This window comes from Pseudomonas sp. CAM1A, from assembly GCF_047501685.1.
GTDB lineage: Bacteria > Pseudomonadota > Gammaproteobacteria > Pseudomonadales > Pseudomonadaceae > Aquipseudomonas.
On record NZ_JBFNXP010000051.1, the window covers coordinates 1 to 532 of the forward strand.

The window sequence follows — 532 nt, forward strand, 5'->3', positions numbered from 1 at the left end:
CGAAAATTCGCACGTCGCTCTTTCGAGCAGAACTCACAAATTTTACCTTAGCCTGATCCACCAGCAGTGAAACTGGTGTTCAGTCTATTTCTATCACATATCCGAATTTTTAAAGAACGATCTGACAAAAGTCAGAAATCAACATTCATCAACGAATGCTCATTTCTAAGTTCTGATCAAGGTAGACACAACAGAAAGTGGTGGAGCCAAGCGGGATCGAACCGCTGACCTCCTGCGTGCAAGGCAGGCGCTCTCCCAGCTGAGCTATGGCCCCGCATATTGGTAGGTCTGGGCAGATTTGAACTGCCGACCTCACCCTTATCAGGGGTGCGCTCTAACCAACTGAGCTACAGACCTATATAGGGTCTTGATCGTCTTTACATCATGAATCAAGCAATTCGTGTGGGAGCTCATCAGCAGGCTGATGTCTTCGATTAAGGAGGTGATCCAGCCGCAGGTTCCCCTACGGCTACCTTGTTACGACTTCACCCCAGTCATGAATCACACCGTGGTAACCGTCCTCCCGAAGGTT

Annotated in this window: 2 tRNA genes and 1 rRNA gene; all 3 read right to left on the reverse strand. The window is 48.9% G+C overall.

Annotated elements, in window-relative coordinates:
* Positions 1-198: 198 nt before the first annotated feature.
* Positions 199-274, reverse strand: a tRNA-Ala gene (locus ABZO33_RS26835).
* Positions 275-280: 6 nt separating this feature from the next.
* A tRNA-Ile gene (locus tag ABZO33_RS26840) sits at positions 281-357 on the reverse strand.
* Positions 358-435: 78 nt separating this feature from the next.
* Positions 436-532 (reverse strand): 16S ribosomal RNA (locus ABZO33_RS26845); the annotation flags it as partial.